The organism is Candidatus Roizmanbacteria bacterium (assembly GCA_016700135.1).
GTDB lineage: Bacteria > Patescibacteriota > Microgenomatia > UBA1406 > GWC2-37-13 > UBA1450.
On the sequence record CP065004.1, the window covers coordinates 1,037,240 to 1,061,515 of the forward strand.

The 24,276-nt window shown below is 43.0% G+C and carries 25 protein-coding genes and 1 rRNA gene; 10 read left to right on the top strand and 16 right to left on the bottom strand.

Annotated features, from left to right (window positions below; translation table 11 throughout):
- Window position 1: 1 nt before the first annotated feature.
- The 5 genes from IPM65_05440 to IPM65_05460 form a co-directional block, all read right to left on the bottom strand.
- Window positions 2-1,498, bottom strand: a 16S ribosomal RNA gene (locus tag IPM65_05440).
- 313 nt (window positions 1,499-1,811) lie between these two features.
- On the bottom strand, window positions 1,812-2,342 hold the full coding sequence (locus IPM65_05445; protein ID QQS43565.1) for a transposase: 531 nt from the start codon (window positions 2,340-2,342) through the stop codon (window positions 1,812-1,814).
- Window positions 2,320-2,604, bottom strand: coding sequence for a hypothetical protein (locus IPM65_05450; GenBank protein ID QQS43566.1), 285 nt, complete (start codon window positions 2,602-2,604; stop codon window positions 2,320-2,322). Before IPM65_05450 ends, IPM65_05445 begins: the two co-directional genes overlap by 23 nt.
- 3 nt (window positions 2,605-2,607) lie before the next feature.
- A complete protein-coding gene (locus IPM65_05455) occupies window positions 2,608-2,895 on the bottom strand; it encodes a helix-turn-helix domain-containing protein (GenBank protein QQS43567.1) in 288 nt (95 codons plus the stop codon).
- 187 nt (window positions 2,896-3,082) lie between these two features.
- Window positions 3,083-4,144, bottom strand: a complete 1,062-nt coding sequence (locus tag IPM65_05460; protein QQS43568.1) for a rod shape-determining protein — start codon at window positions 4,142-4,144, stop codon at window positions 3,083-3,085.
- Window position 4,145: 1 nt separating this feature from the next.
- Between IPM65_05460 and IPM65_05465 the strand changes: the two genes are divergently transcribed.
- Complete coding sequence (locus IPM65_05465; protein QQS43569.1) at window positions 4,146-6,167, top strand: O-antigen ligase family protein; 2,022 nt, start codon at window positions 4,146-4,148, stop codon at window positions 6,165-6,167.
- A gap of 298 nt (window positions 6,168-6,465) precedes the next feature.
- On the opposite strand, the gene IPM65_05470 is transcribed toward IPM65_05465, so the two are convergent.
- From IPM65_05470 to IPM65_05485, 4 genes are all read right to left on the bottom strand, one after another.
- A complete protein-coding gene (locus tag IPM65_05470) occupies window positions 6,466-7,017 on the bottom strand; it encodes a prepilin-type N-terminal cleavage/methylation domain-containing protein (GenBank protein QQS43570.1) in 552 nt (183 codons plus the stop codon).
- 73 nt (window positions 7,018-7,090) lie between these two features.
- Complete coding sequence (locus IPM65_05475) at window positions 7,091-8,296, bottom strand: type II secretion system F family protein (GenBank protein QQS43571.1); 1,206 nt, start codon at window positions 8,294-8,296, stop codon at window positions 7,091-7,093.
- Window positions 8,297-8,299: 3 nt separating this feature from the next.
- A complete protein-coding gene (locus IPM65_05480; GenBank protein ID QQS43572.1) occupies window positions 8,300-9,352 on the bottom strand; it encodes a type IV pilus twitching motility protein PilT in 1,053 nt (350 codons plus the stop codon).
- Window positions 9,353-9,373: 21 nt separating this feature from the next.
- Window positions 9,374-11,098 carry a type II/IV secretion system protein gene (locus tag IPM65_05485; GenBank protein ID QQS43573.1) on the bottom strand — a complete coding sequence of 575 codons (1,725 nt, stop codon included), beginning with the start codon at window positions 11,096-11,098 and terminating at the stop codon, window positions 9,374-9,376.
- A 51-nt stretch (window positions 11,099-11,149) separates the two neighbouring features.
- Between IPM65_05485 and IPM65_05490 the strand changes: the two genes are divergently transcribed.
- Genes IPM65_05490 through IPM65_05525 form a run of 8 tightly spaced genes read left to right on the top strand, consistent with a single transcriptional unit; the run spans window position 11,150 to window position 16,153 of the window.
- A complete protein-coding gene (locus IPM65_05490) occupies window positions 11,150-11,800 on the top strand; it encodes a hypothetical protein (protein ID QQS43574.1) in 651 nt (216 codons plus the stop codon).
- A 44-nt stretch (window positions 11,801-11,844) separates the two neighbouring features.
- Window positions 11,845-12,324, top strand: coding sequence for a prepilin-type N-terminal cleavage/methylation domain-containing protein (locus IPM65_05495; GenBank protein ID QQS43575.1), 480 nt, complete (start codon window positions 11,845-11,847; stop codon window positions 12,322-12,324).
- 15 nt (window positions 12,325-12,339) lie between these two features.
- Entirely contained in the window at window positions 12,340-12,840 is a 501-nt protein-coding gene (locus IPM65_05500) for a type II secretion system protein (GenBank protein QQS43576.1), read from the top strand.
- Complete coding sequence (locus IPM65_05505; protein QQS43577.1) at window positions 12,827-13,330, top strand: hypothetical protein; 504 nt, start codon at window positions 12,827-12,829, stop codon at window positions 13,328-13,330. Before IPM65_05500 ends, IPM65_05505 begins: the two co-directional genes overlap by 14 nt.
- Entirely contained in the window at window positions 13,327-13,914 is a 588-nt protein-coding gene (locus IPM65_05510) for a type II secretion system protein (GenBank protein QQS43578.1), read from the top strand. The genes IPM65_05505 and IPM65_05510 overlap by 4 nt, the downstream gene beginning before the upstream one ends.
- A gap of 46 nt (window positions 13,915-13,960) precedes the next feature.
- Window positions 13,961-14,977: a pilus assembly protein PilM gene (gene pilM / locus IPM65_05515; protein ID QQS43579.1), complete on the top strand. Its 1,017-nt coding sequence runs from the start codon at window positions 13,961-13,963 to the stop codon at window positions 14,975-14,977.
- Entirely contained in the window at window positions 14,974-15,555 is a 582-nt protein-coding gene (locus IPM65_05520; protein ID QQS43580.1) for a hypothetical protein, read from the top strand. Before pilM ends, IPM65_05520 begins: the two co-directional genes overlap by 4 nt.
- Entirely contained in the window at window positions 15,530-16,153 is a 624-nt protein-coding gene (locus IPM65_05525; GenBank protein QQS43581.1) for a hypothetical protein, read from the top strand. Before IPM65_05520 ends, IPM65_05525 begins: the two co-directional genes overlap by 26 nt.
- Window positions 16,154-16,160: 7 nt before the next feature.
- Here the strand turns inward: IPM65_05525 and rpsP are convergent, their stop codons facing one another.
- The 5 genes from rpsP to recG form a co-directional block, all read right to left on the bottom strand.
- Window positions 16,161-16,412: a 30S ribosomal protein S16 gene (rpsP, locus tag IPM65_05530; protein ID QQS43582.1), complete on the bottom strand. Its 252-nt coding sequence runs from the start codon at window positions 16,410-16,412 to the stop codon at window positions 16,161-16,163.
- A 55-nt stretch (window positions 16,413-16,467) separates the two neighbouring features.
- On the bottom strand, window positions 16,468-17,163 hold the full coding sequence (gene rnc, locus IPM65_05535) for a ribonuclease III (GenBank protein ID QQS43583.1): 696 nt from the start codon (window positions 17,161-17,163) through the stop codon (window positions 16,468-16,470).
- A complete protein-coding gene (nusB, locus tag IPM65_05540; GenBank protein ID QQS43584.1) occupies window positions 17,144-17,545 on the bottom strand; it encodes a transcription antitermination factor NusB in 402 nt (133 codons plus the stop codon). Before nusB ends, rnc begins: the two co-directional genes overlap by 20 nt.
- 81 nt (window positions 17,546-17,626) lie before the next feature.
- The gene (gene rpmF / locus IPM65_05545; GenBank protein QQS43585.1) at window positions 17,627-17,782 is read right to left on the bottom strand and encodes a 50S ribosomal protein L32; all 156 of its coding nucleotides are present in this window, start codon (window positions 17,780-17,782) and stop codon (window positions 17,627-17,629) included.
- Window positions 17,783-17,857: 75 nt separating this feature from the next.
- On the bottom strand, window positions 17,858-19,918 hold the full coding sequence (gene recG, locus IPM65_05550; GenBank protein ID QQS43586.1) for an ATP-dependent DNA helicase RecG: 2,061 nt from the start codon (window positions 19,916-19,918) through the stop codon (window positions 17,858-17,860).
- Between the two features lie 222 nt (window positions 19,919-20,140).
- Here recG and IPM65_05555 point away from each other — a divergent pair, with 222 nt between their 5' ends.
- On the top strand, window positions 20,141-22,690 hold the full coding sequence (locus IPM65_05555; protein QQS43587.1) for a PBP1A family penicillin-binding protein: 2,550 nt from the start codon (window positions 20,141-20,143) through the stop codon (window positions 22,688-22,690).
- Window positions 22,691-22,711: 21 nt separating this feature from the next.
- Here the strand turns inward: IPM65_05555 and IPM65_05560 are convergent, their stop codons facing one another.
- On the bottom strand, window positions 22,712-23,617 hold the full coding sequence (locus IPM65_05560) for a DUF1749 domain-containing protein (protein QQS43588.1): 906 nt from the start codon (window positions 23,615-23,617) through the stop codon (window positions 22,712-22,714).
- Complete coding sequence (locus IPM65_05565) at window positions 23,614-24,249, bottom strand: HAD family hydrolase (GenBank protein QQS43589.1); 636 nt, start codon at window positions 24,247-24,249, stop codon at window positions 23,614-23,616. The genes IPM65_05560 and IPM65_05565 overlap by 4 nt, the downstream gene beginning before the upstream one ends.
- Window positions 24,250-24,276 lie beyond the last annotated feature (27 nt).

The window sequence follows — 24,276 nt, forward strand, 5'->3', positions numbered from 1 at the left end:
GAAAGGAGGTGATCCATCCGCTCCTTCCAGAACGGATACCTTGTTACGACTTAACCCTCATCGCCATCAGTACTCTCCCCCGTGTAAACACGAGGTTCGAATACCAACGACTTTGTTGGCTTGACGGGCGGTGTGTGCAAGAGGCAAGAACGTATTCACCGTGGCGTAGCTGATCCACGATTACTACCAATTCCGCGTTCATGAAGTCGAATTGCAGACTTCAATCCCAACTGAGAGATGGTTTGTGGGATTCGCTTACTCTCGCGAGTTTGCAAAACCCATTGTCCATCCCATTGTAACATGTGTGCAGCCCAGGGTATAAGGACCATGCTGACTTGACATCTGCCCCTCCTTCCTCCCAAGTCAGACTTGGGCAGTTTCGTATGACACTTGTAACATACGATGGGGGTTGCGTTCGTTGTCCCACTTAAGGGCACTCCTCACGGAACGAACTGACGACAGCCATGCAGCACCTGTGCAACACCTTCGAAAGAATCCTACTTTCATAGGACGAGCAGTTGCATGTCAAACCCTGGTGAGGTTCTTCGGTTTGTCTCGAATTAAGCCACATGTTCCACTGGTTGTGTGCCTCCCCGCCAATTCCTTTGAGTTTTAGCCTTGCGGCCGTACTCCCCAGGCGGTTCGCTTAACGGGTTACCTTCGCCACACCGGACAACATAAAGTTGGCCAATGCAGCCAGCGAACATTCGTTTAGGGCTAGGACTACGCAGGTCTCTAATCTGCTTCGCTACCCTAGCTTTCGTGTCTCAGTGTCAATCTTCTTCCAGTAAGCCGCCTTCGCCACTGGTGTTCCCGAGTGTATCAACGCATTTCACTACTACTCACTCAGTTCCGCTTACCTAAAGAAAATTCTAGACAGGGAGTATTACCTCCAGATCAGAGGTTGAGCCTCTGGATTTAAAAGATAACTTACCTGTCCACCTACACGACCCTTTACGCCCAATTAAACCGGATAATGCTTGGGGCTCACGTATTACCGACGCTTCTGGCACGCAATTAGCGGCCCCTTTCTAGTACAGTACCGTCAATCCGAAGACTTCTTCCTGTACCACAGTAGTTTACACTCTTTCGAGCTTCTTCCTACACGCAGTGTCGCGCGGTCAGGTTTCCCCCATTGCCGACGATTCCTGATTGCTGCCTCCCGTAGGAGTGGGGCCGTGTCTCAGTCCCCTCTGGCTGACCACCCTCATGAGGCCAGCTACCCGTCATAGGCTTGGTGAAGCTATTATCTCACCAACTACCTGATAGGCCGCAGGTTCATCCTTTGCGTCCGAAGACTTTACTCCGAAAAATCGGAGACCATAAAGCATTACCCCACCTTTCGGTGAGCTATTCTTTACCTAGGGGAGATCCTACGTGTTACTCAGCCGTCCGCCGCTTCCTCTCAAGAGCAAGCTCTCTCAAGGCAACGCTCGACTTGCATATCTCAGGCGCACTGCTAGCATTCATCCTGAGCCAGGATCAAACTCTTAAAAAAGGTTTAATCCCAAGCGATCTCATTTTACTGAGATGCTTAAAAGATTGAATGTTTTGTTCGGAAATTTCCCACTAACCTTTCGGTTTCGCAGGACAACTTCCTAACCCGATTACTAAACTAAAGTACTAACTTTTTAATGTGCTCTTTGAAACCGCTTTTGAAACAAAAGAAATATTCGCTTCAATAGCGGATCACTATTTTAGACAATCCATAAATGAATGTCAAGCATTCTTTTTGGAGGCAGTATAGAAGAATTTCTACTTTCCTCTTCACAAGAAGTGTATTGCTATTATATTGTGTGACTGAGGTAAAGTCAACTGGATGTATGAGTTCCATACATATGGCACTCTTTAGGTAAAATAGATAATAGGTAATCCATAGGTGAAATATTGTTCAGGCTTTTGTGAACTCGCTTTGTATTGTACCAGACGAGGTATTCAATAAGGTGACGATTGAATGATCCGATACCGGTCCACTTGGTATAGATGTAGGGGTTCATAAATTCTTCCTGGAGTGTTCTGTTTGCTCGCTCAATAAAGGCATTGATCTTGGGACATCTGGGGTAGATAAAGAGGTGTGGGATATTGTTTTCTTCCAGATAGTCATGGAAGTTTCCCAGATACTCGAGGCCGTTATCTGTTTGTATGGTTTTTATACCATCTTGTATTGGGTATACTAGTTCCAGTCTTCTCATAAAATCAGCACCGTTTCGGCTGTTGAGTTTTGAGTATCCGTAGGAGAACTGGAATTTGAGTTTGATGTCCACTGCATTGAAGACATACAGCTTGATTCCGTGTACAAACTTCGTGATGGTATCAATCTCAATGTATCCGGTATCTTCCACGCCAGGGAGACCGCTTGACCTTCTGTCGGTACTTTACTTTCCGTTTTGCAAAGCCACTTGCTGGATTGTGATAGATCCGGTAGGTCTTGCGCTGCAGGTTGTGTCTTTTGATCACTTTTCCAATGGTTGACTCAGATATAGTTGAAATTCCTTCCTGTAGGCAATACTCATCAAGTAAGGGCTTGATCTTCTCCTTTCCCAAACAAAAGTATTGTTCTCGAATCTCTTTGATAAAGGATATGACCTTCAGGTGAGTCTCCATACGTCAGGGTGTCTTTGGCTTGGTTGTCTCTGGTATCAGGCTATCCAACTGCCCTTCTGAATCTCGCCGTCTCTTCCTCCATCGAAACAATGTCCTTCGTGATATCCCATATGCATCAACTGCAGCTTGTATCCCGTACTTCTCTGCAAATGTCAGAACATCGTTTCTGATTTGTGCTACATCTGACTGATTGTAGTCTGATAGAGATCGTATCTTTTTCATAAGATCTCTATTGTACTGCCAGTCATAACTCCTAATTACTCGAAGCTGATCTCCTCCCCATTTACTCATAGATGTTAGTTCCCTATGAGTGCCATATCTTTCGTAACTTATTCACTGGATGTGCAGTGAGTATTCATGGTCAGTTTTCAAGTCGCTCGTAACCGAAAATTTGTTCGGAAGTGAACTCGCACTAAGTGTGTCAGCTCAAACATCCACTTCACTCACAAATTTTGATTACTTCGCTTATCACAAGGAATCAATATGTAGGAGCCGCGATCTTGTAAATGGTCTCATTGTCCTGATCCAGCCGCATCATGCCGTAGATTGTCGCGTCAGCATAATGTTCGACTACGTACGTATCGATTTTGAGTTCCTGGTGAAAATACTGTTCAATCCCCGGGACACCGGCAATTTTCCCGGTGAGTGCGATACCGTTTTTGAAAATGGCGTCAGCGACCTCCGGCTGAGAGCCTTCGATAAGCTCCCGTGTTGCATCAATCACCTGATGAAACTGACTGATCAGAGCCTCACGTATATCTGAAGTTTTTAGTTTAATTGATTTCGGCAGTCCTGTTTCCAGTGATTTTCCTCTTACCGTGATAGTCTCTTCCTTATCGGTAAAGTTCAACAGTTCAATTTTGATATTCTCACAGGTATTCTCACCCAAAACAATTCCATGTTTGAGATACATATAGTGTGCGATCTGCTTGTTCATATGTTCTCCGGCATTCTTGAGAACCTTTTGTCCGACAATTCCACCGCCTGAGACGACACTGACTTCCAGTAATCCACCACCAAGGTCAATTACCATCTGAGGTTCATGAGAAAAAATATTGAAACCGCAGCCTGCAGCGGTAGCCAAAGCACGCTCGACTATGGTCACTTGCGTGCAGCCTGATTTTTGTAATGATTCTTCAACGGCTTTACGCTCGATTTCAGTTGCAATTGAAGGTGTCGCCGCAACGGCATGAATGGGAGGCTTAATCAGTGCATACTGATCAAGATACGGTTTGATCGCTGTCTCCATACTGTATCTGAGAAAAGAGACTTCTGCGTCAAAATCCGCTAAAATTCCGTTTGTCACTGGCCTTACGATATGCAGAAAATCAGGTGTTTTCCCTTGAATAGTCTTTGCTTCCGTGCCGAAAAACATATATTCCTTTGTTTTTGCGTTGTATCCGAGGTATGTGGGTTCACGGTATACGACGCCTTTCTTTTTCACGGCAATTCTTGTGTTTGTTGTACCGAGATCAAAGTATGCCTTGAATGAAGAGAAAAATGGAACTCGTATGTTTTTGAGATTGTTTATAATGGACATTATGCTCAATAAATTTCAAACTTCTGATTTTATGAATCGTACGATTCGTTTTCTGTATTATCTTCTTTTTCTTCTGACACCGCTTCTGATGAGTGCCAGAACCACAGAGATGTTCGAGTTCAATAAAATTATCTTTATTTATACAATATCAATACTCGCCAGTACAGTCTGGATAATTCATTATATCTTACACCGGCCGAAATTGTATCTGCCAAAACTGCTGTACGTATTGTTATTCTTTCTCGGAACGCAGCTCCTCTCTTCGTTTTTTTCAATTGATACGCATACGTCACTGTTCGGATATTACGGCCGGTGGAACGGCGGACTCTTGTCAATAGCTTCCTATACTGCTCTCTTTTTTGTATTTATTCAAAGTTTCGGGAGAAAAGATGTTGCAAACCTTTTGCAAACTTCTTTAATGGCTTCGGTTGTCGTCATATTGTGGGGACTTCCGGCAAAATTCGGCGGAGATTTGTCCTGCCTAGTCTTTACGGGTGAATTCACTAATGCATGCTGGACGGCTCAGTTTCAGCCGGCACTTCGCATGTTCTCTACTCTCGGTCAGCCGAACTGGCTCGGAGCATATCTAGCCGTTCACTTTTTCATAGGGTTATATTTTCTCTTCGATACAATTATCGAAAACAAAGACCCTATCTATACACTGAAAGGCATAAAGGAACGTCTGATGAGGCTCGTTCATCTTGTTTTTAGGGAAAAGAGAGTTAATTGGCTGTCATATCTTTACGGCGGATATCTTGTTTTGAACCTTTTAGCAATACTTTTTACCAGGTCACGGTCGTCTCTACTAGCAGTTGCTTTGAGCATGCTTATCGGAGGTATCCTCCTGATTACGGATCAGGCTCAATCAAAACTGAGATTCCTGTATAGAAGTATTCTTATTACCGCAGTATTAGTAACAAGCTATTTTATAGTTTCAATCACCAGTTCAAGTTTGCCGACTGATACGCCGGAACACCTTCAGGTTACCGATTCTTTTCAAATTCGACAAGTAGTATGGAAAGGAGCACTCGAACTCGGACTGCGATATCCTTTATTCGGTACCGGGCCGGAGACGTTTGCCTATTCATATTACTTTACCCGTCCTCTTGAGCACAACCTTACCTCAGAATGGGATTTTATTTACAACAAAGCACATAATGAGTTTCTGAACTATTTTGCAACGACAGGATTTATCGGATTTGCCGGATATCTTGCATTTATTGGATATGCGATTTATACAATATCCCGTGAAAAAGCTGAACTGCGGTCGGTTAGTTTTCTGATGGCTTATATCACCATTCTGATTACCAACTTCTTTGGATTTTCGACATCAACACAACAGCTTTTCCTCTATTTACTACCTGCCGCGATCCTGGCTGCCGGTACCCAAAAGGATGAAATGAAGTCGGCAGGAAGGCTTGCAAAGCTCCAGGCAGTTGCAGCTTTTGGCGTGGGATTATTCCTTTTATGGAATACTTGGCACTATTATCAGGCCGACAGACTGTATAAGCTTGCTCAGGAAGCAGAAGGAGAAAACGATTATCAGACTGCTTCCCAGTATTACATAAGGGCAATTGATAAGAAGTATGAACATGTCTATGAAGACAAGCTTTCAACCGCGCTAGCTCAACTTGCTTTCCTGACATCTTTCGGCGGAGATGCCTCTTCAGCACCTGATCTGATTGCGCTGTCCCGTGATTCAAACACCAGTGCTCTTCAACACTCTCCGGATAATCTCCAATACTGGCGTACCAAAGCGAAAAATAACTATATCTATTATCAGATGACCGGTGACATCAACGATCTGAAACGTTCAGTTGACAGTATGAGATATACGACAGTTATTGCCCCGACTGATGCGCAGAGCTACTACATGCTCGGACTTTTTTATTCGCTTCTTGACCAGGAAGTTGAGACGGATGAGTATCACCAGAAAGCCGTCGAATCAGTAGAGTATGCCATCAAACTGCGCCCCAACTTCATAGAGGCTCAGGAGCTACTCGGACAGATAAAGAGTGAGTGAACGAGATACTATCTTACATAGTCACAATGTAATGTCATTCCCGTGAAAACGGGAATCCCTTATAAAACAGGATGACACCAGTTTTCAGTATCCTGGATCCCCGATCAGGTCGGGGATGACAACTGTATCGGTGGAAGCAGAAACTAATACAGCATTAAATTACTAGGGTACTCGCCCGCAGCCTACATAGTCTGCATATGACAAACTAGCTCTAACATCATTAAATAATAGCTCATTATTATTTTCTACAAAAAAAAAGCGGGCATTTCTGCCCGCTTGTCAAGTTTCAATGAAAAGATTAGAGGATGTTTCCGTTGTCGTCTGTAAAGATCTCAAACCATCCGGCATCATCGCCTCCGTCCTGTGTAACTTTCTGTTCATTTGCCTGTGATTCCTGGCGGACACGGATTTCATAATCCGTCGATCCTGCTCCGTCGACACGGAATTCGTATCGTGTGGCACCGCTCGCTTGAGTACCTGCACCAGTTACGACCTCTCGGTTTCGGCCGTTTGTCGGATCGGTCGGAATGGTATTTGCATAATCGCACAAGTTCACGTTGAACCAGTTGTTGCTGCATGAATGGACAGTAGTTGTTCCTCCGACCTGGGTGCTGTTGATACCTGCTGCCACTGACCAGCCGGCAGGAATATTGTTTGTAGGATCGGCAATGTATTGTTCAATAACTGTCTGAAGGGTCTGGGCATCACGTATTCTTTTTGCATCTCTTGATTTCCGCTGCGCTTCTGCAGGATTCAATGAAACCATCAAAGTAACGGCAAGTATTCCAATGATTCCTATTACGATGAGAAGCTCGACAAGTGTGAAAGCTTTCTCCGATATATTTTTCATAATAAAATGTATATGTAGAATAAGTAATGTCTATTACTACTTTATAATACTTTGTAAACCTTTGTCAAGTGGTTTATTGCAGCGAATTGGTCAGTGAGAAAATCGGTGTGATGACCGCCATTACCAAAAAGCCTACAGAAACACCCAAAACAATAAGGATCATCGGTTCCATCATGGTAAGCAGTCCTTTCACTGCCATTTCAGACTCGGTCTGATAGTATTCTGAAAGTTTCAGCAATGTCTCGTCCAGATGTCCAGTTTGTTCTCCGACGATTGCCATCTGGATCAGTGATTCGGGGAAAATCGGTTCATTGGACATGGCAGATCCCACTGACATTCCTTTTTCGACCTTTTCCTTAATTCTCTGAAATGCCTGTTTAAAAACAATGTTGCTGTTGACATCGATAACAATCACCAACCCGTCAAGAATCGGCACACCCGATGATATCAGAATTGAAAGAGTACGGGTAGCATCTACAAGTCCGGAGGTCTTTACGATGTTCCCAAGAAGAGGGATTTTAAAAATATAACGGTCAAATATTTCCTGGCCTTTCTTCGTATTCTTCAATCTAAGAAGCGTCACGATCAGGGCAATAATTGCGATAAGTACAAACGGCCAATAGTTTTTCATGAATGTCGAGATTGCCATTATAATCTGTGTGGATTGCGGAAGTTCGACTTCGAAGCTGTCGTACAAAGACAAAAGCTGAGGCATCACGAAAGCAAACATGACAAACATCATAACGAACATAGCAGAGATGACAACAACAGGATAGATCATTGCATTTCTGATTTTCTGACTGAATGCCCGTTGTTTTTCCAAATGTTCAGCCAGTTTCTCGAGAATACTGTCCAGTTTTCCTGAAGCTTCTCCAGATTTAACCAATGCAACGTAAAAATGTGAAAACTGTCTCGGATATTTTGACAATGCCTGCGAAAAGGTTTTACCGTCGCGGAGCGATTTGTCAATTTCTGAAAGCATTTTTTTGAGAGCAGGTTTTTGGACCTGCTTCATAATAATCTCAATTGAATCAATGAGAGTTAGTCCGGCGTCAAGCATGATAGCAAACTGCCTTGTCATATAAGTCACATCCTGAAAAGATACCTGTTGGAGCAATGTTGTGATATTGTCGAGAGAACTCGGCTTTTTTTCCTTGATCTCAATGGGGAAATAAGAGTTCTTTTTGAGATATTCAGATATTTCTTTTTCAGAACTCGCATCCATTTCTCCGCTGATTTTTGTTCCGTCTTTTTGGAGTGCTTTATATGTAAACAGCATTAGTTAGGCCATAAATTTTTCAATTTCCTTAGTTCTTATCGCGTATGCGTATGCATCCTCTCTTGAAATCAGATTCTGTTTGTAGAGGCGGGACAGGTATTTGTCAAAAAGAATCATCTCGTGTTCTTCGCCTGTTTCCAGAACATTATCAATCATGAAGGTTTTGCCTTCACGTACTAGTGAGGAGACTGCAGGAGTGTTGAACAGTATTTCAAGTGACGGGATTCGTCCGTTTTTCTGAAAGTTCGGAACGAGTCTCTGATACACAACGGCTTTCAGGACAGTCGCAAGCTGATTGCGGATCTGATTCTGCTGATGACCCGGGAACACGTCGATAATGCGGTTGATTGCTTCCGGAGTACTGTTTGTATGCAAGGTTGAGAATACAAGATGACCCGTTTCTGCAATTGTCAGAGCTGCCTGTATAGTCTCCAAATCCCGCATTTCTCCGACCAATACAACATCGGGGTCCTCACGAAGTACTGATCTCAATGCTTTTGACCACGAATGTGTGTCAGAATGCAGTTCCCGCTGTGAAATTATTGATTTTCCTGTAGGATAGACGAACTCAATCGGATCTTCAATCGTGATAATATGTTTCTTTTCAGTAATATTTATTTCATTAAGCAGTGCCGATATAGTAGTTGACTTCCCTTCTCCGGTAGGTCCTGTGAGCAGTACCAATCCGTTGCTGTACTTGGCCAGCTTATGCAGAGTGGAAGGAATGGCCAGTTCTTCGAGCGTTTTCAGTTTTTTTGGTATAAGCCTGAACGCACCCGCCAGTCCGCCTTTGACGTGATAGTAATTTATTCTGAATCTGATGTCTCCCCATTCATACCCGAAATCCGTTTCTTTATTCGTATGCAGTTCATCCTGTTGGGATTCATTAAGAATTTTTTCGAGCAAAGCTTCCGTCTGTTCTTTCGTCAGGGCGCTGCTCCCCTGCACCGGCACCAGATCGTTGTGTATGCGAAGCATCGGCGGATAATCAGGAATAATATGGAGGTCAGATGCCCCTTTCTCAAGTGTTTGCTGGAATAATTCTTCAAGTTTCATGATAAATATAAATAGTAATAGTTATGTTGTCTCTGTGACTCTCATAATTTCTTCAATAGTTGTTATACCTTTGAGTGCTTTCAGGAATCCGTCCTGTTTCATGAGTACCATTCCTTCTTTTTGCGCCTGTCCTTCAATTTCATGTGAAGATGCCCCCTTCAAAACAAGATCATTCAAAGCAGGTGAAAATTTCAAAATTTCATAGATACCGATACGTCCCTTATAACCTGAATTGTTGCATTCTTCACACTTACGTCCACGGGTTAGCTGAATAGGTGTCCCTTCCTGATACTGGCGTGGAAGGAGCGGACCGAGAACGTCTTTTACAGTCTGCTGTATCTCAATAGGAGGTTCGTATGTCTCCTTGCAGTTGTCACAAACGCGTCTTACGATACGCTGGGCCATCACAGCACTCAACACCGATGCAATAAGAAACGGCTCTCCTCCCAAGTCAGTCAAACGAGGAATAGCCGTTGCCGAATCGTTGGTGTGAAGCGTCGAGAATACTAAATGACCCGTCAGAGCTGCCTGTATAGCAAGCTGGGTTGTTTCTTTATCGCGGATTTCTCCGACCAGAATAATATTCGGATCCTGACGCAAAAATGACTTCAATCCTGCAGCAAACGTTAGTCCTGCCTGCGGATTGATTTGTACCTGATTGATACCTTCAATCTGGTACTCTACCGGATCCTCCAGAGTCACGATATTCACCGCTTTTGTATTCAATTTGTTCAAAACAGAGTAAAGAGTCGTCGTTTTACCTGAACCTGTAGGCCCGGTTACCAATACAATACCGTATGACCGTCCCATACCTTCCTCAAATCGTTTCAGTTGAGTTCCTTCAAGTCCGAGTTCCTGCAATGCCGGCATTCCTCCGCTTTTTCGAAGAAGTCGCATAACGACCTTTTCGCCATGAACAGTCGGCAAGGTGGATACACGCAAATCAATTTCTTCTTCAGTTGTCTTAAAATTGAATCGGCCGTCCTGCGGGACGCGCTTCTCATCAATCTTCATTTCCGAAAGAATTTTGATACGGGAAATTAGAGATTCATGAATGCTTGCCGGAAGTGACAGTTTTTCCTGAAGGATACCGTCAATACGGTATCTGATACGCGTTTTAAGTTCCTGCGGTTCGATATGGATGTCCGATGCACGGCTTTTCACCGCAAATTCAAGAATGGTATTTACGATCTTTGCAATCGGAGCTGTTGTGAAATCGCTGCTGGTTTCAATTGCTTTTACCGTTTCCTTCGCAGGTTTGGCGGGTGCCACCTGTTGAAGAGCCTGTTCTACTTCAGGCGATAAGTTTTTTGTATACGCGACCGTGATTGCTTTTGCAATGTCTTCCTGAAGTGCAAGAGCAAGTATTGCCTTTGCCCCTGTTTTCATTTCAATAAAATCCTGCAGACTGACGTTTAAAGGATCAGATGTCGCGACATATACTTTATTGGCCTGCTGATCATACATATACGGCATAATCGTATGTCGCTCTGCTATTGCCTGAGGGATAAATTTAAGTGCCTGCGGATCGACTGCCGTGGTTGAAATATTTACATACGGCACGTTCAGCAGATCAGCTTTTGTTTTCATTATCTCCTCACTTGAGATATTGGTATACTGTAGCAAGTAGCGATCAACGGGAATATTTTTTTTCAAACTGTCCACCTCATATTGCGAGGCTACCTGTTGATCCACAACGCCTTTTTGGACCAGTTTCATCAGAAATTCTTTTGGAGAAATACCCATATATTCAATATAAGTGATTTACCATAAAATTCAACTCTATTACTCATACATATGCACCCCCAGATCATTCAATTAACGATACATCAGGACCCTCAGGAGGTTATCGACCTTATTCTTACGAAACATAGTAATAATCAATATAATCTTATGACCGTTTCGCCGGCCGGAAGTTCGATTACGATTGACCAGATCCGCGAGTTAAGACGCGAAATACAGCTTATGGGATCAACGAACCGTGTTATCGCATTTTATTCGTTTGAAAAAGCGACCCTTGAAGCTCAAAACGCAATGCTCAAAGTTCTTGAAGAGCTCAGTACGAAACATTTCTTTCTGCTGTTTACCAGCAATATTGATGCATTGCTTCCTACAGTCCGTTCCCGATGCAGTTTGAACCGATCATATGAGGTCCGAGAGTCTGTCGGGGGCAATCCTGAAATCAACGACATGATATCAGCCGTCCGGAAAGGAAAAGCTGCTGAGGAAATGGCAAAGTCCTGTCTTCAGCCGGGGTCTCTCGATGATGCACGTGCTCTTTTTAAAACTATTATCCATGAACTCCGCCCTTCCGCACGTCTGGGAGACATCTGGTCTCAGCAATCTATCAAAAAAGCGTTGGAGCTTCTTGCTCTATCGGAAAACAACAATCTCAATGCACAGCTTTCGGTCGATCTGTGGGTACTTGATGCAAAAAGCAGAGTTTGAAACTATTTCCATCCTTCGGGAAAAAGTATTATACTGATCGTATTATGCAAAAATACCATCTTTCAAAAGGCTTTACTTTAATAGAAATAATCGTTGTTATTGCAATTATAGGTATTCTTCTCGGCATAGCGACTGCCTCGTACGGGAACTCTCTCCGTCACGGACGCGATCAGAAGCGCATCGTCAATGTCGAAACTGTCAGATCAAATCTGGAGCTGTTCCGAAGCAGCCAGGTGATGGGAGTATATCCCACAAGTATTACAACGGGTGCATTCCCCACTTTATATCCCCTGCCACCGGATCCGCAGACGAATCAAACAAATGTGTACACTTATGCGCCAAGAACTTCTGCCGGCGGCGCATGCAACAATACAACGACATTTTGCTCAACATATACCTTGTCAACCAGTCTTGAGATTGAAGGTAATACCTATACTGTCACACCCTCAACATCAAATGTCACGAATAATCTTTTTGTCCGGATATTTGTCGCATTTTCAAATCAGATTGCCCGAATTATTTAGCTTTGAAATCACCACATGATCAAAACGCTTCGATTAGCGCAGGGATTTACTCTTGTTGAGATTATTGTCGTCATGGCCGTTATGGGGATATTCCTGGTGGTCGGGACGACGACTTACACCAATCAGGTACATGAGAAAGAACTGAAAACGGATGCAGACAGGATCGTAAATGAAATTGAAAAAGCAAGACAGGACGTACTTGCAAGAAACGTATTCGGATATACCGCCTGCAATCATAACGGAATCAGTCTTTACGGATATTCACTTCCCAATTCGACTTACAACATCGTCTTACACTGTGTGACGACATGGCACAATATCCGGGAAGGGACTCTAGAACACAGTTATATTGCCCGAACCGAGCCATTCCTTCAGATCTATTTCCCGTATCCGTATGGAGTGCTCATGAACAATGAGCTTGTAACGATTCACCACAATACAACAAACCGTTGTATCAACATTAATACGGGACCTTATACCCCGGCAACCGCTTCTGACCCCTATGATTGCACATAAACTGTCACACCACAAGATCATCAAACAGAAAGAAGCATTCAGTCTTATAGAAGTGATTGTATTTATGACGTTAGTAAGTATAGTATTGATATCTGCCGTCGGATTTACCATGCGGCTCGTGCACAACATGTCATACAATCAGCACAAGCTGTATGCGACTCATTATGTGCAGGATCTCAAGGAATGGCTGGACGGTGAACGGGAAGCGGACTGGCAGGCGTTTCAAAGTTATTCATCTCAAGCAGGAACTACTTATTGTGCCAACAATGCATTGGCTATTACCGATACGCTTGCATCATTGAGTACCGGAACCTGTCCGTTTACCGGTGTCGGGACACAAGACCCGCGGGTATTTAGAAGAACCCTCATTCTTACCAAGGACGTTGCCGGTACGGCCACAAGAGTTACTGCCCTTCTTGAGGTTGCTTGGATGGAAGACGGAGTACAACAGACGGAAAGCATTACAACAGTTTATTCACTCTGGCAATGATGCAACAAATAAAGAAAAAGGGGTATACGCTGATAGAGATGATGCTTGTGATAGCGCTGGTTGCTCTATTGATGCCTGCAGTATTCAGCATTTTGTACGTCATCATGCAGCAGCAGGTCAAGATCTATGAGCTCACCGAAACAAAGCGGCAGGGCGATTATGTCATGCAGCTGATGAAAGAGAAAATAATGAGAGATGCAGTAAGCTTAAGACGTGATGATGACGGGATTTTTGCAAACGTCGCAGTAATCACGAACATATGCAACAACACCGGTACCAGCTTTACATCAGCAAGTAACGGTCAGGATTTTGTTTTTCTGAATGATCTTAACAATCCGTTCCAGTACGTCCAGTCCGGAAATACAATAAGGTTTCGGGAAATCGGAACGCCGAATGTGGATGCTGCATTAAGCAGTAACCGTGTCATTATCTCGAATTTTCAGATTACATGCGCAGTCAAATCAACCTACACTGATCCAGTCGTGAGTTTTTCCTACACGGCAACTTTTAATCGCGCTGTTCCGAATCCACAACTGGGTACTACACAACTTCAGTATCAGACAAAAATTAAGTTGAGGATTTAGCGATCCTGCATTGATTTTTAGTACTCCTCTCTGCTACTCTTAATGTATGGCAAGCAATTTTTTTTCCATAGATTTAAGTGAACAGTATACCCGCCTCGCACATCTTGAAACAAAAAAAAATAAGATTGAGCTACTGTCTCTCGGATATGATGCAACCATGCCGAATTTTTATACAAATCCTGATGAAAAATCCGCTCAGGAAGAAGCGAAGCTGATAACTACTCTTCACCGTCAGCTAAATATTTCTTCAACCCGTGCACATGTGGTGGTGCCTGATACTCTGACGTATTCGCAACTATTATTGATGCCGGAACTTTCTGAAGAAGAGCTTGTCAAGGCCATTCGTCTCCAGGCTGATGAATTGGTTCCGCTCCCGATAAGTGAAGTATATCTTGATCTTGAAATTATCAGTAAGCTTCCAAACGGTAAGCTGCTTATTCTGTTTGTTGCTTCACAAAAGAAAATCGTCGATCATATTTACAAAACTATCGAATATGCCAATCTCGAACCGATTTCACTTGAGAATGAACTTACTGCAATAGGACGTTTTTTGACGGAGTTTTTTAAGTTTATAAAAGAACCGTCAATCCTTTTGAATTTCGGCTATTCCGGAAGTACCATATATGTGATCAATCCCGCATTTCCCTTTTTTCAGGTTACCCGGACATTACGGATCGGTTTTGATGTCATTTTCAGAGACTTAAAACTGAATACAAACCTGAGTGATCAAAAAGCTCTTGAAGCATTGAAGACAATTGGCCTAAACGCGAGCGGGAGCGTCAATGTATACTCGGTAATATACCCCGTACTGAACGAACTGTTTTCTGAGGTGGAAAAAACGATACTTCTGACTCAGGAAAAATATCATCTTCCCATCAGAAACATCTATCTTTTCAACTATGATAATCAGATTGCCAATATTCATGAAACGGTACAAAAGCGTCTTTCACTTCCGACGCAGTCCTTTCCTCTATCCAATATTCTCGTTCCCAATACAATTACCCAGACATTTTCTCAGGTTCTTTCGACATTCATACCAGTTATTGCGACTCATATTAGATGAAACGCAGACTTAATCTCTTTACACAGAGATCTCGATCACGCCAGATCGTGAGTTATTACGGGCTAATCAGGAAAATATCTCTGATTGTATCCGGCGTGGGATTTATTATTTTGATAGCTGTCGGATTTACATATTATTATCTGCTGCAGGAAAAGCAAACGGTAGATTCGGATTCGGCAAGCTATCACCGGTATATTCTATTGAATGAATCATTCTCCAAACAGATACAGCAGTTTGTTTTTAAATACAATGCATTACAGTCATATCTGAAGGAAGATGCACACAGTTATGATTATTATGAAAAAACAATCGGCATATTTGAAAAAACGGCAGCAGCTGAAGCTCTTGAAACCTTTTCAGTCAACAACAGCCGTGAAGCGGAGATTACCATCAACTTCAGTGATTACAATGATGCATTATCATTCATCGAAGAACTTGAAACACCTCTTTTCAGCGACAGCTTTGAGCGAATTGCAATTGCCGGTTTCAGCGTAGTACAGGAAAATCAGGAAGGTTACCAGTTGACACTTGACGGTGTATTTATATCACCCGATGCAGATACAACTCGATCAGATTAAACGGTTTATACTGAACGCGAATTTTTTGCCTATTACATTGTTTCTTGTGATGGATGTTGTTCTGCTGGGTTTTATCATATATCTGGGGCTCAATGCCTGGAACTTGTACAATGAGTTGGAGCTGAAAAAATCCGATCTAGAAGCAACAAAGCAAACGGCGAATTTGATAAAAAATAACAAAGCACTTCTTGAGGAGAATATTGGCACATACAACGAGATATTGAATGAACTAATCCCTGATGAAGAGTCATACTTTAAAGTCATTGCGGCTTTTGAGAGGCTCGGAGCCGAAACCGGCGTAAACATCCAGTCTTACAGCATCAACCTTGATGACACGACAGAAGAAAAGTTGTCTCTTGAACTGACGGTAAGCGGGACACGGGAAAGTGTCGAGCAAATGTTTAAGGACTACAACTTTGTGAGCGGAAGACTGATCACAAACGAAGAAATGATGGTAACTTTTGAGGACGGAGCTTCCACTACCTTTACCGTTAATCTCATCCACAGGCCGTTCGTCTCAAGTGATTCTCAAACCACGGAAACAATCACCCAACAGGATGTGGATTTTCTTGAAGAAATAAGATCAATCGTGAAATAATGAAGAATTATTCAAAAACGACGTTTTCCTTGTTCTTGAGAAGTCTTTCAAGACCTTCAGAAATCAGTGCGCCTTTTGATTTCCAGTAATCGAACCGTTCTTTGTTGATGCGGATGTTGTTTTTATCATCCAAAGGATGATACAGTCCGACCTTTTCGATATAAGAACCGTCCCGCTTTTTTGTTTTATCAAGCGCAACTATTCGATAGTACGGCTGTTTTCTTTTGCCGAATCTCATGAGTCTGAGTGCTACTGCCATGTATATGAATTACAAAATTGTAAAATAACTTTTTTACGGAAAACTTATTATATCGTTATTTAGCCAATAATTCCAGCGCATTTTGTGCGGCATTTTCTTCTGCCTGCTTCTTGGATTTTCCTGTTCCTTCCCCTTTTATTTCCCCGTTGACCAGCACATGAACGGTAAAGGTTTTCTTGTGTTCAGGACCGGTGGCTTCTATCAGTTCATAGACGGGAAGGTCTTTATATTGTGCCTGAGTGATTTCCTGAAGTCTGCTTTTCGGTGAAAGATACAGCTTATTTTTTACGATATGATCAAGCCTCTCTGCGAAGAGATATTCGGTTATAAAACGGTAGGCACGGTCAAATCCCTGATCAATAAAGATAGCGGCAATCAGGGCTTCAAAAACATCGGCAAGAATATTGGTCTTTGTACGTCCTTTTCCTTTTTCTTCTCCGTGGGAAAGATACAGAAAATCTCCCAGATCAAGTTCCTTTGCCACTTCTGCAAGACTTTCAGTACGGACGATTGCGGCTTTGATATCGGTATAATCCCCTTCCTGAAGGTGCGAGTATTTGTGATACAGATAAATCGAAGTTGCAAGGGAAAGTACGCTGTCTCCCAAAAATTCAAGCTTCTCATTGGACGGTAACTCGAAATCGCGATTTTCATTCAGATAAGAACGGTGCACGAATACATTCCTCAGAAGTTCTCGATTTTTAAAGTCAATATGAATTCGGGTTTCAAGTTTATTCAGATTTGTTTCCATCTGACGGTTCTTTACTGGTAATATCGTTGACGACTGATCCGAGAACTGCATTGACAAACGCGTATGAACGTTCATTTCCCATTTCTTTTGCAAGTTCAACCGCTTCATTGATGATTACTTTTGTCGGCTGTTTTTTTTTGACAAAGAGAAGTTCGTAAATAGCAAGCTGGAGAATACTGATATCGATTTTTGCAATTTTCTCAACGGGATATTTCGGTGCATATTTCTGAATACAGGCATTTATTTCCTCTTTATGCGCAAGAATATCCTTTGAGAATGTTTCATCTTTAAAAGGAACTTCGACAAAATTCTTATCGCCTTCAAATGAAAGTGCAAAAAGATTTTGTACGGTTTTTAACCGTTTATGGTGTCGTGGATCCATATGGTAGCTCATCGGATGTAGGATGTAAGTTGTAGGTATTTGTGTAACCGTTTACTGCCTACCACCTACGGCCTATTTATATTATTTTCCGCAATTTTTACATTGACGATGCGGCATTTTCTTTTTTCCGCACTCTTTACAGACAACAAGACCTGGAAGAGTGGATTCAATTTTTCTTTCCAATACTCGTTTGCCTTTGCGTGCTTTTGAGTGTTTTCTTTTCGGTAAAGGGGCCATAAATGTATCAATAAAATTATATTTCGATATCGTAATAATATCACGAACAGGGTGATAAAACAAGCAGTATCAAGACTAGTCGCGGCTGATCTGGTCAAGCTGATATCTGTCAATCATATCTTTGAGAAGCGGATGATCCTGAAGTTTGAAATATTTTGAAAACGTATGCACTGCATCTTTGACATCATGGACCTGTCTGTAATTTGTGATATCGGCAAGCTTCAGATCAGTATAGCCGTGCTGCATCGTGCCGTATAGATCTCCCGGTCCCCGAAGTTTTAGATCATACTCTGCGAGCTTAAGTCCTGAATTTGTCGATGCAAAAAATTGAAGACGTGACTTCAGTTGCGATTCTTTTGTGCTCGTAAAAAGGAAACAGTATGACTGTTTGTCCGACCGGCCGACACGTCCCCTCAGCTGATGAAGCTGAGCGATACCGAAACGCTCCGCTCCTTCAATAAGCATTATTGTCGCATTAGGGACATCTACGCCTACTTCAACTACAGACGTTGATACAAGAATATCGTACTTCTTTGCCTTAAAATCCTGCATGACTTCTTCCTTCTCTTTTGCCTTCATTTTGCCGTGCAGGAGCGCTACATTGTAATCCCTGAATATGTCATTTTTCAGATATTCATATTCTTTGGTCGCTGCACGGACTGACTTAAGAGTCTCGGACTCTGACTCCTCTACCAGAGGGCAGATAATGTATACCTGAGCTCCGTTTTCGCTGATCTGTTTTTTTATCCACTCATTGCCCTTTTCACGTTTTTCCTGCGGAGTGACATAGGTCTTTATGGGTTTGCGTCCTTTCGGCATTTCGTCAATCACTGATAAATCAAGTTCGCTGTATAGTGTTAAGGATACGGTCCGGGGAATAGGGGTAGCAGTCATGGTCAGAAGATGCGGATTTGCCCCTTTATCTTTGAGCATCGCCCGCTGTCTTACACCGAAACGGTGCTGTTCGTCTATGATCACAAGTCCGACACGATCAAAATTAAGGTTTTCAGTGATAAGAGCCTGTGTCCCGACGATAATATCGTATTCAAGTGATGATTTTTTCTTTGAGATTGCTTTATGAGAACCTGTTTGTAGACCTACCGAAATTGATGGGTCCATCAGCGCGGAAATAGTTTTGTAATGCTGCTGTGCCAGGATTTCAGTCGGGGCCATAATCAGTGTTTGCAACTTGTTCAAGTGTGTTACATATGCCGCAATAGCCGCAACTACCGTTTTGCCGGAACCGACATCTCCCTGGACAAAGCGGTTCATCGGAGTGGATTTTTGGATATCAGCAAGGATCTCATCCGTTGTCCGCTTCTGTGCATCGGTCAAATCAAACGGCAAAGATTTTATGAATGTATCAAGAGACTTCTGAACGGATTTTGTAATATGAATGGGTGTTGTGGTCGTCTCCTGTTTCCATTTTTCCCGGACAATATGTGACGAAAGGACCCTGATGAAAAGTTCGTTAAAAGCTATGCGGCGATGTGCCTGTTGCTGTTCCCTTTTTCCCGGCGGCTGATGGATCCATGACAGCGCCTGTTGTTGCCCGATAAGGTTATATTTGTCTAATATTGATTCGGGCAAAAATTCAACAAGTACAGGATCAATAGTCTGAAACAATCCCAGTACATACATGATTTTCTCGCGAATGGTCTTTGATGAAAGTCCGTATATCTGTGAATATACAGGGACCAGTCTGCCGGTGTGAATCGTCGGCGCAGTCGGTGAAGACAGTATCTCATATTCCTGAGGTGTAATATTCACGGATCGTCCGAATCGATCAACCGTTCCTGCCACCGCTATGTGCATACCTTCTTTTAGTACTTTTGTGAGGTACATCTGGTTGTACCATACGGCCTCAATAATTCCCGTATCATCGGCTATTACCGCTTTTTGAAGTTTGAATCCCCGCTTGGTAAAGCTGTTTGTGAATGTCTTTATTGTTCCCTTTATTGTCACGGTCTCACCCGGTTGGGTGGTAGCGATTTTTGCAACAGATGAGTAGTCGTCATACCTAAACGGGTAGTAATGAAGTAAGTCTTCATACGTATTTATTTCAAGCTTTTCAAGCCGCTGAATTGTTCGTGGACTGGTACGCGGCAGTGAGGAAACAGGTTTCTGAAAATCCATACGATTTGAAACGTTTGTAACGGATCACTTCTTGAGGATCAAAGATAAAAGAACGGAGCAAAGCTTGTGATGATAAGAAGAAGTGATGCAACTACGATGATAACCCGGGCAATATTTTTCGGTTTTAATATTTTTTTAAGTCTTCGCATAGTGTGATTATTGTAGCACATTTTTCTCCTGTTTTTACAGTTGAAACAGGCGGAATATGCTACAATGAACCCTATGGCATATGTCCCTCGTCGAAGGCGGAGCAGCCGTCCTTCTTTCGGTTTATTTTCCGGTCTCAACAGGCAGAAACTCATGATGTATGCCGTGTTCGGCATCATCGGAATGATTGTATTCGGCTATATCGGTGCATTTGCATTGTTTGCCTGGTATGGTCGTGACTTACCCGAACCCGGCAAGCTGTCTGAGAGCCGCGGCAACTCCACAATTTTTTATGACAGAAACGGTGAAATTATTTATGAGATGTACAAAGATGCAAACCGTGTACCTGTCAAAAGCGATGACATCTCAAAATATCTGAAACAGGCTACTGTTGCCATCGAAGACAAACGGTTTTATGAACACAACGGTATATCAGAGTACGGGATTATGCGTGCGGCATTCAACAGCATGATCGGAAATCCGCAGGGAGGATCTACCATTACGCAGCAGCTTATCAAGAATGTCCTCCTTACATCGGAGCGGAAACTGTCGCGTAAAATCAAAGAAGCAATCCTTGCGTATCAGGTTGAAAACAAATACTCCAAAGAGGAAATACTTGAAATGTATCTCAATGAAGCGCCTTACGGAGGCACTTTCGTCGGCGTGGGATCCGCTTCAATGGGATATTTCGGCAAATCCCCGAAAGAACTGAGCCTTGTTGAATCGGCTATTCTTGCCGGGCTTCCTCAAAATCCTCCTGCCTATTCTCCTTTTATCGGGAAAAAAGACGCATGGAAAGGCCGGGCGAAAGATGTCCTGCGACGCATGGAGGAAGACGGATATATCACGAAAGATGAAAAGGAAAAAGCTTTATCCCAGCTTGACAAAGTGAAATTTTCTTCACCGAAACTTGCTATCAATGCGCCTCACTTCGTTTTTTATATAAGAAAATTAATTGAAGAAGAATACGGCCAGGCATTGCTTACGAAAGGTGTAAAGGTAAAAACAACCCTAGACCTTGAACTGCAGAAAAAAGCGGAAAAAATAGTGAAAGAAGAAATAGAAGGACTGGAAGACTATGATGTCGGGAACGGTGCGCTTGTCGCTCTTGATCCCGAGACCGGCGAGATCATCACGTATGTCGGTTCGTATGACTACAACAATGATGAATACGGTAAGTATGATGTCGTGTCTCAGGGAAACCGACAGCCCGGATCAACTCTCAAACCGATTGAGTATGCCGTGGCACTTAAAAAAGGATATACAGCGTCTTCAGTCATCATGGATGTACAGACAGAGTTCCCTGACTCAAGCCAGGACGAAGCATACAAGCCGGTCAATTATGACGGTAAGTACCGCGGTCCTGTGCAAATACGATTTGCATTGGGAAATTCTCTGAATGTACCTGCAGTAAAAATGCTGGCCATGCTCGGACTTCGCGACTTTTTGCAGCAATGCTATGACATGGGAATTGACTCTCTCGAACCGACCACCGAAAATATGAATAATCTCGGATTGTCTGCATCTCTCGGAGGCGGAGAGACTACACTTCTTGATCTGACGCAGGCATTTTCTGTTTTTGCAAACGGCGGCAGCCGTGTCGAACCGGTGGGGATTCTTGAGATTACGGAATTCAACGGGAAATCCGTATATAAAAAGAAAGATGAAAAAGCAAAGGAAGTCCTCTCCCCTGCCATCAGTTTTATTATTTCCCACATTCTTTCCGATAATAATGCCCGTATTGATACGTTCGGTCCGCGTTCATACCTCAATGTTTCCGGAAAAACAGTAGCCGTAAAATCAGGAACAACCGATGACAAACGCGACAACTGGGCAGTCGGATTTACCAAAAATATCACTCTCGGTGTATGGGTCGGAAATAATGATAACTCAAAGATGAATCCCAATATCGCATCAGGTGCTACCGGTGCGTCCCCGATCTGGCACGATGTGATGGTCGAGCTTCTGAAGGAATATGATGACGGTATTATTGAAAAGCCCGACGATGTTGAAGCGATCCAGATCGACAGTTTCTTCGGCGGTCTGCCGAAAGATGGAGGATCGACCAGATCTGAATATTACATCAAAGGAACCGAACCGACGGAAGTGTCACCGTTTTACAAAAAGCTGAAACTTTCGAAATCAAACGGAAGGATTGCAAATGAAGTAGAGGTCAGAAGCGGTAATTATGAAGAAAAGGAATTTTATGTCGTGACGGAAAATGATCCCATATCCGGTGACGGGAAGAACAGATGGCAGGAAGCAATCGATGCCTGGGCGCGTGAACAGGGTGATGAGAAGTGGCATTATCCGACGGAAACTTCAGACTCATCATCAGAAGATGTCGTAGTCAGCATCAAAAATCCCGGCAACGAGTCAAAAGTTGAATCAAGTGACAAAAAAGTCGAAGTACGGGCACGAATCACATCTCTTGAGCCGGTTAAAGAAGTAAAAATCTGGATCAACGGCAATGAAAAGAAAGTAATCGGCGGAGACCGTGATGAAATATCCGAAACATTTGAACTCGACAACGGGAAATATGAAATTAAGGTTCGGGCTGAGAATGAAAAGGGAAAAATGGGAGAGTCAACTATTAAAATCGGCGTAAACGAGGACTGGAAATAACCGGTCACTCACCCGAGTATGTTATGAAAGCCATTCCGTCATCATTTTCCCCAACTCTTCCTCTTTCCCGTCAAATCCGTGCCCTGTATCGGAAATAATTTCGAATGTAGTATGGGATTTAGGATTTGTATTTTTTTTCAGCGCTTCCACACAACCATTGACGTTGTTAAAACAGAATTCATCCTGTTCTCCGTAGACGATAAGCATAGGCTTTTCAATATTCCGGTACATATCGAAAAGAGGTTTCTTTGACAGTCTTTGTTTATGTAAATACTCGTAAAAGGGAAAGGTGTTGTAATCTCCGTCGGGATTCAGAACATCATACAGAGAACGGTACGTGTACGGTTCCGGATATAAATATTTTGGCGCGATTTTCATTTCATTTCCGCGGTCAATCTCCTGTTTTGCCCGTTTGAGTGCCGCCTGAAAACGTTTCTCACCGAACATTTCATAATTCAATCCTGTGTCATCGCCTCCTGCCAAAAGTATGTATTTACTGACAGGATTTTGTTTAGAAAGCTGATTATATACCACAATTTTATTCGCTCCTGTTGAATGCCCAATCAGATAAAAGGTGTTATACCCATTTGCTCTCAAAAATGTTATCGCTCCGTCGATGTCATTCACGCACTCTGCAATCCGTTCGTAATATGTCCCGCCGAGAATTCTCTCAGCTTCTGCTTCTCCCGTTTCCTGATGAAGAGACTTCACCAGATGTGCTCCTCTGTTATTGAAAGGGAAAAATGCAATATTTTTTTGGGTAAACTGCTTTCCCCACAGGTTCATGACCGGTTTGTAAAACACCGAAGAGCTTCCACAACCATGCAGATATATCGCCGCACGTTTTGTCGGGGTTTTCGGTTCGTACAACAGACCGGGCAATCTCAGCTTGTCGGTCGTTAAAAAATGAACAAGTGTAGTACTCATATCAGATCGATAAGTTCTTTGAAATGTTTAATGGTATGGGTCGGCTTGTGACGGGAGAACATGTTATGAGGATAATAAAGTTCATGAATATCAGGATAGTACCAAATTCCCGTGACATGTGCGGCATGACCGGCCAGAATATCCACTTCATTGTCCCCTATCATGATCGTTTCCTCAGGTTTAGAATCCAGTCGCTCCATCGCAAGCAGAAGCGGATCGGGATCAGGTTTGTTTCTCTCAGTATCTTCCCATGAGAGAGTCGTATCAAAAAGTGTCTCACAGTTCAGAAGTGTAAGTACTCTATCGAGTGTCGGTCTCAAGGTAGATGTTACGATTGCCGTTTTTATCCCCCGGGATTTTAATATCTGCATCAGATCCAGGAATCCTTCATGAAGCTGAATTTCCTTTTGCAGCATGTCAAAATTTGCATATAGATCATACTTGAATACTTCTACGTCAGGGATTTTGAGTTCCGGTTTTGCATCCCACCTGTGGAATGCTTTATCAATGATGTCCCTATCAGACATTGGGATTCCTAGTGCGTCAAACGTTTTTCGAAAACTTTTAAGCCATACGGGAAGCGAATTTACGACACAGCCGTCGAAGTCAAAAAGTATGGTGCGGTACTTCATGAAGACATTGTACCAGGGAACATGAAG